Source organism: Capillibacterium thermochitinicola, from assembly GCF_013664685.1.
Classification (GTDB): Bacteria; Bacillota; UBA4882; order UBA10575; family UBA10575; genus Capillibacterium; species Capillibacterium thermochitinicola.
Map to the genome: position 1 here is coordinate 68,204 of NZ_JAAKDE010000023.1, position 7,532 is coordinate 75,735.

The 7,532-nt window shown below is 53.6% G+C and carries 7 protein-coding genes; 1 reads left to right on the forward strand and 6 read right to left on the reverse strand.

Annotation, left to right across the window (positions count from 1 at the left end):
* Positions 1–44: 44 nt before the first annotated feature.
* From G5B42_RS09945 to xseA, 3 genes are read right to left on the reverse strand one after another with little or no spacing between them, the layout of a single operon-like run.
* Complete coding sequence (locus G5B42_RS09945) at positions 45–926, reverse strand: polyprenyl synthetase family protein (RefSeq protein ID WP_181340320.1); 882 nt, start codon at positions 924–926, stop codon at positions 45–47.
* Entirely contained in the window at positions 923–1,171 is a 249-nt protein-coding gene (gene xseB, locus G5B42_RS09950; protein WP_187350997.1) for an exodeoxyribonuclease VII small subunit, read from the reverse strand. The genes G5B42_RS09945 and xseB overlap by 4 nt, the downstream gene beginning before the upstream one ends.
* Positions 1,156–2,391, reverse strand: a complete 1,236-nt coding sequence (xseA, locus tag G5B42_RS09955) for an exodeoxyribonuclease VII large subunit (RefSeq protein ID WP_407926911.1) — start codon at positions 2,389–2,391, stop codon at positions 1,156–1,158. Before xseA ends, xseB begins: the two co-directional genes overlap by 16 nt.
* Before the next feature lie 150 nt (positions 2,392–2,541).
* Here xseA and G5B42_RS09960 point away from each other — a divergent pair, with 150 nt between their 5' ends.
* Entirely contained in the window at positions 2,542–3,738 is a 1,197-nt protein-coding gene (locus tag G5B42_RS09960) for an S-layer homology domain-containing protein (RefSeq protein ID WP_181340322.1), read from the forward strand.
* A gap of 54 nt (positions 3,739–3,792) precedes the next feature.
* On the opposite strand, the gene G5B42_RS09965 is transcribed toward G5B42_RS09960, so the two are convergent.
* From G5B42_RS09965 to G5B42_RS09975, 3 genes are all read right to left on the reverse strand, one after another.
* Entirely contained in the window at positions 3,793–4,896 is a 1,104-nt protein-coding gene (locus G5B42_RS09965) for a L,D-transpeptidase (protein WP_181340323.1), read from the reverse strand.
* 94 nt (positions 4,897–4,990) lie between these two features.
* Entirely contained in the window at positions 4,991–6,163 is a 1,173-nt protein-coding gene (gene dinB, locus G5B42_RS09970) for a DNA polymerase IV (RefSeq protein ID WP_181340324.1), read from the reverse strand.
* Positions 6,164–6,228: 65 nt separating this feature from the next.
* The gene (locus tag G5B42_RS09975) at positions 6,229–7,425 is read right to left on the reverse strand and encodes a deoxyguanosinetriphosphate triphosphohydrolase family protein (RefSeq protein WP_181340325.1); all 1,197 of its coding nucleotides are present in this window, start codon (positions 7,423–7,425) and stop codon (positions 6,229–6,231) included.
* Positions 7,426–7,532 lie beyond the last annotated feature (107 nt).

The following is a 7,532-nucleotide window of genomic DNA, read 5'->3' on the forward strand; positions in this document are numbered from 1 at the left end:
TCAACCTTAACAAGACTTGTGCGTAAGGTTATGTTGTGTTGTGTTCAGTAGTTTCGCTTCAGAACCGCTTCTGCCAGTTCGATGAGGACTTTGCCGTTCTCGGCTAAAGGAGCAAGGGCTGCACATGCCCGGTTAATCTCTTCCGCCGCCAACCGATGGGCCTCATCGATCCCGACAAGACCAGGATAGGTTGCTTTTTGTTTTCTTAAATCGCTGCCCACCATTTTACCAAGGAGTTGCGGATCGGCTTCCAGATCCAAAAGATCGTCGGTGATCTGGAAAGCAAGACCAAGAGCTTCGCCATATAGAGTCAATGCTTCAAGAACCCATGGTTCACCTTTGCCAATCAGGGCCCCCATGCGCAAGGCCGCCCGGATCAGGGCACCGGTTTTCCAGCGGTAGATCTGATTGAGCTCCTCGAGGGTCAGCTTCTTTCCCTCCGCGGCCAGATCCAACACCTGGCCGCCAATCATCCCTTGCGTACAACTGGCCGCGACCAATTCCTGCAAAGCCCGGTGGTAGGCCTGTTCGAGACCGGCCGGAATATAATTAAGCATGGTGGCGATCCCTTGGGTTAATAAGGCATCCCCTGCCAACAGGGCAATCGCTTCACCGAACACCCGATGGTTGGTGGGTTTGCCCCGGCGCAGCTCATCATCGTCCATACAAGGGAGATCATCATGGATCAAGGAATAGGCATGGATCATCTCCAACGCACATGCCGCAGGCATGGCATCTTGCCACCGTCCACCGGCCACCTCGCAGGCGATCAACACCAGCGCTCCCCGGAGCCTTTTCCCGCCGCCACAAACGCTGTAGCGCATTGCTTCATGGATAATTTCCGGGGTGCAGGAAGCACTTGGCAGGTATGAATCAAGGGCTTCTTCAATCCTTTCTTTGTAAAATTGAAGTTCCGGCAGGTTCAAACTGATTCCTCCTCCGGTTGGAATGGGGCCGTTTTAGCCATGCCGTCTTCGATGCCTAAAAGGAGTTCCACCTTGCCCTGGGCTTCGTCGAGTTTGGCATTGCAATGGCGCGCGAGAGCGATCCCTTCCTCAAATAGTTTTAAACTTTCATCCAGATTCAACTCCCCTTTTTCCAATTCGTCAATAATAAACTCCAAGCGAGCCAAGGCTTCTTCAAATGTCTTCTCCGTTATTTTTTCGCCCATGTCGTCACATCCTCTTCCACTTCTTCCACTTTGGTGCGGATTTGTCCACGGCGGAAGGTAATGCGTAATTGTTCACCCCGCGCCACCTCGGCCGCCTCCCGCACCAACCGACCATCAGTTTCCCGGAAGCATATACTGTAACCGCGGTTCAGTACCGCCAGTGGACTGACCATCTCCAACTGTTCCATCTTCCGCCGCAATTCCTTCCTTCGTTCCTCGAGCACAACCCGCATCCGGCGGACCAATTCTTCCTTTCCTTCGTCCACCTGTTGCCGTCGCGCCACGATCATCCGGTCCGGATGGCGTAAAACCGGATGAAAAGCCAACCGTTCGAGCTGGGCGCGTTTACGCGCACAGAGCCGGGAGAATAAAGCATACAGGTTATCGGTGCACAGTTTAATCCGGTTGCGCAGTTCATTGACCTCCGGAACACTAAGTTCAGCGGCCCCGGACGGTGTCGGGGCGCGCAGATCGGCCACCAGGTCGGCAATGGTAAAATCGGTTTCGTGCCCCACCGCAGAGATCACCGGATGGGGACAGGCGGCAATGGCGCGGGCAACACCTTCGTCGTTAAAAGCCCACAACTCTTCGGCGGAACCACCACCCCGCCCGATAATGACCAGATCCAAATCAGTTAAACGCCCGGCTGTTTGCAAGGCCGCCACCAAACTGGCCGGAGCCGTATCACCTTGCACCTGGGCGGGTATGACCAGGATATCCACCCGGGCATGACGACGGTGTAAAATCTTAATAATGTCGCGCACCGCCGCCCCGGTCGGGGAAGTGATCACCCCGATCTTCCGGGGTAAACGGGGGATCGGTTTTTTTCGCTCGGGAGCAAAGAGCCCTTCTTGAGCCAAGCGTTCCTTTAACTGCTCAAAAGCCAGATAGAGCGAACCCATTCCGGCGGCTTCCATCATTTCAACATAAAGTTGATATTCGCCGCTTTTTGGATAAACGCCAATCCGGCCGCAGACAATCACTTCCAACCCGTCGTAGGGCCGGAACTTAAGCCACTGGTTTTCCCGCTTAAACATCACCGCCCGGAGCCGGGAAGCATCATCCTTAAGGGTAAAGTACATATGCCCCGAAGAATGAAGGGTAAAATTGGAGATCTCGCCACAAACCCAAACTTGCTGCAGGGCTACATCATTTTCGAGCAGTCGTTTGATATACTGTGTTACCTGTGAAACCGAAAAAATCTCGGGCAAAGCCGCCACTCCTTTTCCGACTTTAACTAATTCCAGCTTTGACGGGAAAATCCTTTCTTTTTTTCCCTTACCAAGCGGGCCAAGATTTACATAAAGGATACCCATTGGCATCCGCGAATTTAGAAGGTGTAGTTCGACAAACCAAGGGAGTGAACAGCAATGTTTTCTTTACGTCACCGTTTAATCCTTTCCCTTCTGTTGCTTTTAACCTTCTTATTGGTAACTCCGGTCGTCCAAGCCGTGCCGGCTGATGTCGCCGGGCACTGGGTGGAAGATAGCGTGAAAAACCTCATTGCCCAAGGGATCCTTCACGGCTACCCTGATGGTACTTTTCGCCCGGACCAAAGCATCACCCGGGCTGAACTGGCCAAAACACTGGCGGTCGCCTACGGACTTAACGCGGCCGGTGACCAAGGCCAATTCCCCGATGCGAAAGGGCACTGGGCCGAAAATTATATTGCGGCTTTGGCCGAAGCCAAAATTATCACCGGGTACCCGGACGGTAGTTTCAAACCGGAAGCACCGGTCACCAGGGCGGAGATGGTGGTCATGCTGACCCGGCTCCTAAAGCTCGGAACCGAAGAAGAGCATTACACCGTCGAGTTTATTCCGACTTTCTCCGATGTAGCCGCGGATTACTGGGCCTTTTACCAAATCGAAATGGCGGCCAAACTGGGGTTGTTACCCAGGTATTATGGACCCGACTTTAATCCGAGCCGCCTGGCCAGCCGGGCCGATACAGCCTGGATGCTCCAACAATTACTCAACCTGAAAACCGTCCGCGGTCAAGTGATCGGCCAGCCCGAAGCCGGAACAAATCTCATCACCGTCCGCCCGGAGGGCGACGGTGAAATCGAAATCGCAGTGATCCCCCCGGAAGCCGTGGTGTTCCGGAACAACATCACCACAACCGTCGATACCTTAACCAAGGATGACCAGATCACCATCTATTACAACCGCAATGACGAACCAACCGTGGTCAAAGCCTTCGGCGAAGTAAATAAATCCGACCTCTTAAGCCGCATAAGCGCCTTGGTAAAGGGACGCCTCACCACGGAACAGATCGCAGCCATCTTGGCCGGCAACTGGGATAAAGTCAAAGAAGGGATCAAAGGAGAGCTCTATGACCAGTTGCTCAAGATTGGTCTGACGGCGGAAGAAGCCGAAGCTATCCTCGTTCAAGACTGGTCCTACCTTGATAGCGTCAGCCGCGACCGGCTCGCCAGCGCCCTCTCCGGTTATCTCGGGATCACCAAAGATTTAAGCGGGGCCATTCTGGCGCGGGATTGGGAACGAATTAAAGAGTTTGCCCGGATTGAACTGACCGCCATGGCTTTGGAAAAAATCCTGGATTAGGGTTAAAAGAAGGCAGAAACCGCCCCCGTTCTTTGGGGGCGGTTTTTCTGTTTCCTAAAGCCCAAGCGTAAGCACCCACTCGGCAGCATCGAAGTTTACTTTAAGCTCTGGCCAGCACGCAGTGAGCGTTGACAACGGGACCCACCGGTCTTCTTCGGCACTCGCCCATAAGAGCTCCGGCCGGTCCGGGGGCCCGCAATCCTGCACCAGAAGTTCCGCCAGTTCACGAGGGATATAGGGTTCATCTTGAAACCAGCCGCGCCTGGGAAACAAGCGGCCCTTGTAGTAGATGCGTAACGTATGAAGGTTGATCACCTTTTTTTGTTGGTCGAAGACGGCGTAGACTTGCCCCGCCCGGTTCCGCATAAATTCCATCAGTTCTAAATAGGGTGCGGTGCTTATTTCTCCCCACAAACCGGCCAGCGTCGCCGGGAGAAAAGCCTGGTCGCCCCAGAGAAAAGCAGTTTCCGGGTAAGCGTTCCCGTCCAACACCAAACGGAGTTCGCGGGGAAGTTCAATCACTTGCGGCCGGTCGTCCTCCAGTAACCACCACAGGCCATCCCAATGCACCGGGTACCGTAAAACCCGCTGGTCGATAGCGGTTAAAATTTCTTCCTGGACCCGGGTAAACCGCCGGTAATAGTCGGGGTAAAGGGTTAACCAGGTTTTATCGCCGGCCGTCTCCACCTTTACGGTCTGGTAAACGATCTCCACCGGTGTTCCGACGCGCACCAACCCGGCCAAAAACTCCACATCCTGGTTGTGCATGCGAATGCAGCCGTTGGATTGGGGATTACCGATGGAGAGCGGATCATTATTCCCATGGATCCCGTAACCTTTAAGGCTTAAACCCAACCAGTAGCGGCCCAGCGGATTATCCGCCCCCGGCGGAATCGGAGACCGGCCCGTCGGGTACCAGGTGGGATTTTCGATAATCACCTCGATCGTAAAGCGGCCGAGCGGCGTCGGGGTGGACCGTTTGCCGACGGCAACCGGGAACCGGCGCCACACTTGGCCGGCACGGAGCAATTCCAAGGTGCTCGCCGGGATGTTGATCCGGATCATCCACTCGTGATTGGTTTCGGCGGCTCCTCGATGCCCGACGATTAACAAAAAACAGAAAACCAAGATTAGCCTTGCCCGCTTCAGTTTGGCCACCTCTCCCATGGGTTGGATTCATATCCTAACTAGTTATCCTCCCCAGGAGAGTGGTGTTTATTCCTAATCCTCAACTGAACAGACTGTAACGCGCTTATTTTAAAAAACGCGCCCGGGTGATGGCATTCTCCCCAAAACGCTCCCGAATCCGGTCGAGGGTCTGGTGTAAAGCGCGGAGATCCGTATCGGCGGACTCGGTAAACAACGGCGCCTGGCTGTTCTCACGGGTTTGCAAACCGGAGACGCTTACTCCGATGAGGCGCAGGGGTTTCCCACTCCAGGCGTTCGCCTCCGCCAGCTGGCGGGCGGTTTGATAGATTACTTCTTCAAAATCGGTCGCTTGGTAAAGGGTGGTCTGCCGGGTAATCGTCTGGAAATCATGATCCCGCAGTTTAATGGTGATCACCTTTCCCACCAGGCCTTTACGGCGGAGGCGCCGGGCCACCTTTTCCGAAAGGTACCAGAGGGTCTCCTCAAGGAACTCCCGGTCGGCGGTATCTTCTTGGAAGGTAGTCTCGTGGCCGATACTTTTTATGTCCATATCCGTTTCCACCGGACGGTCATCAATCCCGCGGGCCAAACGATAGAGATTAATACCGAGATCCCCCAGGTTCTCCCGGAGATAAGTCAGGGAAAGTTCCTGCAGATCGCCGATGGTCTTGAGCCCCATTTTCTGTAATTGGGTGGTGGTTTTCGGGCCCACCCCCCAGATCCGGTTGATCGGCAACGGGGCGAGAAAGGAAAGCACATCTTCCTCTTCGATCACCACAAAACCCCTAGGTTTTTTCAGATCCGACGCCAGTTTGGCCAAGAATTTATTCGGAGCAACGCCAACCGACGCAGAAAGTTGCAATTCGGCGGCAATACGGTCGACGATTTGCCGGGCAATTGTTTCCGCAGGTCCAAACAACGGCTCCGATCCGGTGACATCAAGGAAGGCTTCGTCGCAGGAAAGGGGCTCGACCAGGGGAGTGTATTCCCGGAGCAGTTTCATGATGGCCGCGGAAACCTCCCGGTATCTTTGCATCCGTCCCGGAACAAAGATCCCGTGGGGGCAGCGGCGGGCGGCCTCCCGCAAGGGCATGGCCGATCGTATACCATATTTCCGGGCTTCATAAGAGCATGTGGAAACCACCCCCCGTTCGTGGGGTAAGCCGCCTACAATCACCGGCTTGCCACGGTAGGCCGGATTGTCCAGCTGTTCGATGGCGGCATAAAATGCGTCCATATCCAGATGGATAATCCTCCGTCTTTGCCTTCCGCTCATCTCCGCCCCTCCTGCCTGACGACATCCATTTTAATTCTGCCATAGCAAACATTTGTTCGTCAAGGCTAATCCCGCTTTTGATCGTGGATCTTCAAACCAAACCTGGTTGGGAAAAAGAGGTCCTTAAACTGTTGATTGAAAAAGTCATCGGTCATGGCGGCAATGAAATCGGCGGCAATCCGCGCCGGCGGGGTTTTTTGCCGATATTCCGCATTCATGTTCTCCAAAAAGTGGCGGTAAATCGGCGAGGAAAAATTCTGCTCCTCAATATCCTGCACATACCGGTGGAAAAGGGATTGGAACAAACCTTGGATCTTCCGGTCCTGTTCTTTAACCAGCGGATGGTAATAGATATGTTCATAATTAAATGCTTTCAAATCCTGCAGGGCCCGGTAAATATCTTTGCTGAACCCGATGTAATTCTGCCCGTAGCTCTGTTCAATCACATCCAGGGCTAAAGTATTGATGATCCGGTCATTGCGGTCTCCGAGGACACGGACAATGTCCGGGGGAAGGTCCGTCCGTTTGATCAAACCAACTGTAATGGCATCTTCGATATCCCGACCGATATAGGCAATAATATCACAGATCCGTACCAAACAACCTTCCAAGGTCATGGGGTAGATCTTTTTACTGTAGCCGGGAATCCGGAAACAGTTTTCGTACTCGCGCAGAAACTGGTCCGTAGTCTTTCCGGTCACTGGAATAAGGCGCTCGTTAAGCATCTCGCCGTTATGGGCCAAGATCCCGTCCAGGACCTGAAGCGTCAGGTTTAAACCCTCCCCGCCCCGCTCCAGTTCCATCAGAAAACGGACACTTTGGGCATTATGGCAAAAAAAGCCGACTCCCGCCTCGATACAGAGTTGATTGAGAAAGCGTTCTCCGTCGTGGCCGTAAGGCGTATGCCCCAGATCATGACCAAGGGCGATCGCCTCAATCAAATCTTCGTTCAAACGCAGGCAACGGCCGATCACCCGCGCAATCTTCGACACAAATTGGACATGTAAAACCCGGTGGGTAATATGGTCATTATCAAATAAGGCAAAGACTTGGGTTTTATCAATATAACGGGTATAAGCCAAAGAATGAATGATTTTGTCGGTATCATGGAAAAAAGCCGGACGGATATTCTCGGCATCAGGAATCTTCTCCGCCTCCGGGTTAAAACGAACCCCCAATCGGCTGGGGCAAGCATAGGGTGAGAGAAAACATTCTTCCCGCCGGTGGTTCTCGGCAATGATCTTTTGGTGCAAGGGATGCACGATTCCACCTCCGCAACCAATATAGTTAGACTTTTATTAAATTCGCTACCCCCCCCGTCAAGCCCTCTTCATTGGCGCAAAATTAAAACCGCATTGGAGTAAAAAAA

Coding starts and splice junctions, on each gene's coding strand:
- xseB (WP_187350997.1), bottom strand. CDS start 1,171: ATGGGCGAAAAAATAACGGAGAAGACATTTGAAGAAGCCTTGGCTCGC.
- G5B42_RS09960 (WP_181340322.1), top strand. CDS start 2,542: ATGTTTTCTTTACGTCACCGTTTAATCCTTTCCCTTCTGTTGCTTTTA.
- dinB (WP_181340324.1), bottom strand. CDS start 6,163: ATGAGCGGAAGGCAAAGACGGAGGATTATCCATCTGGATATGGACGCA.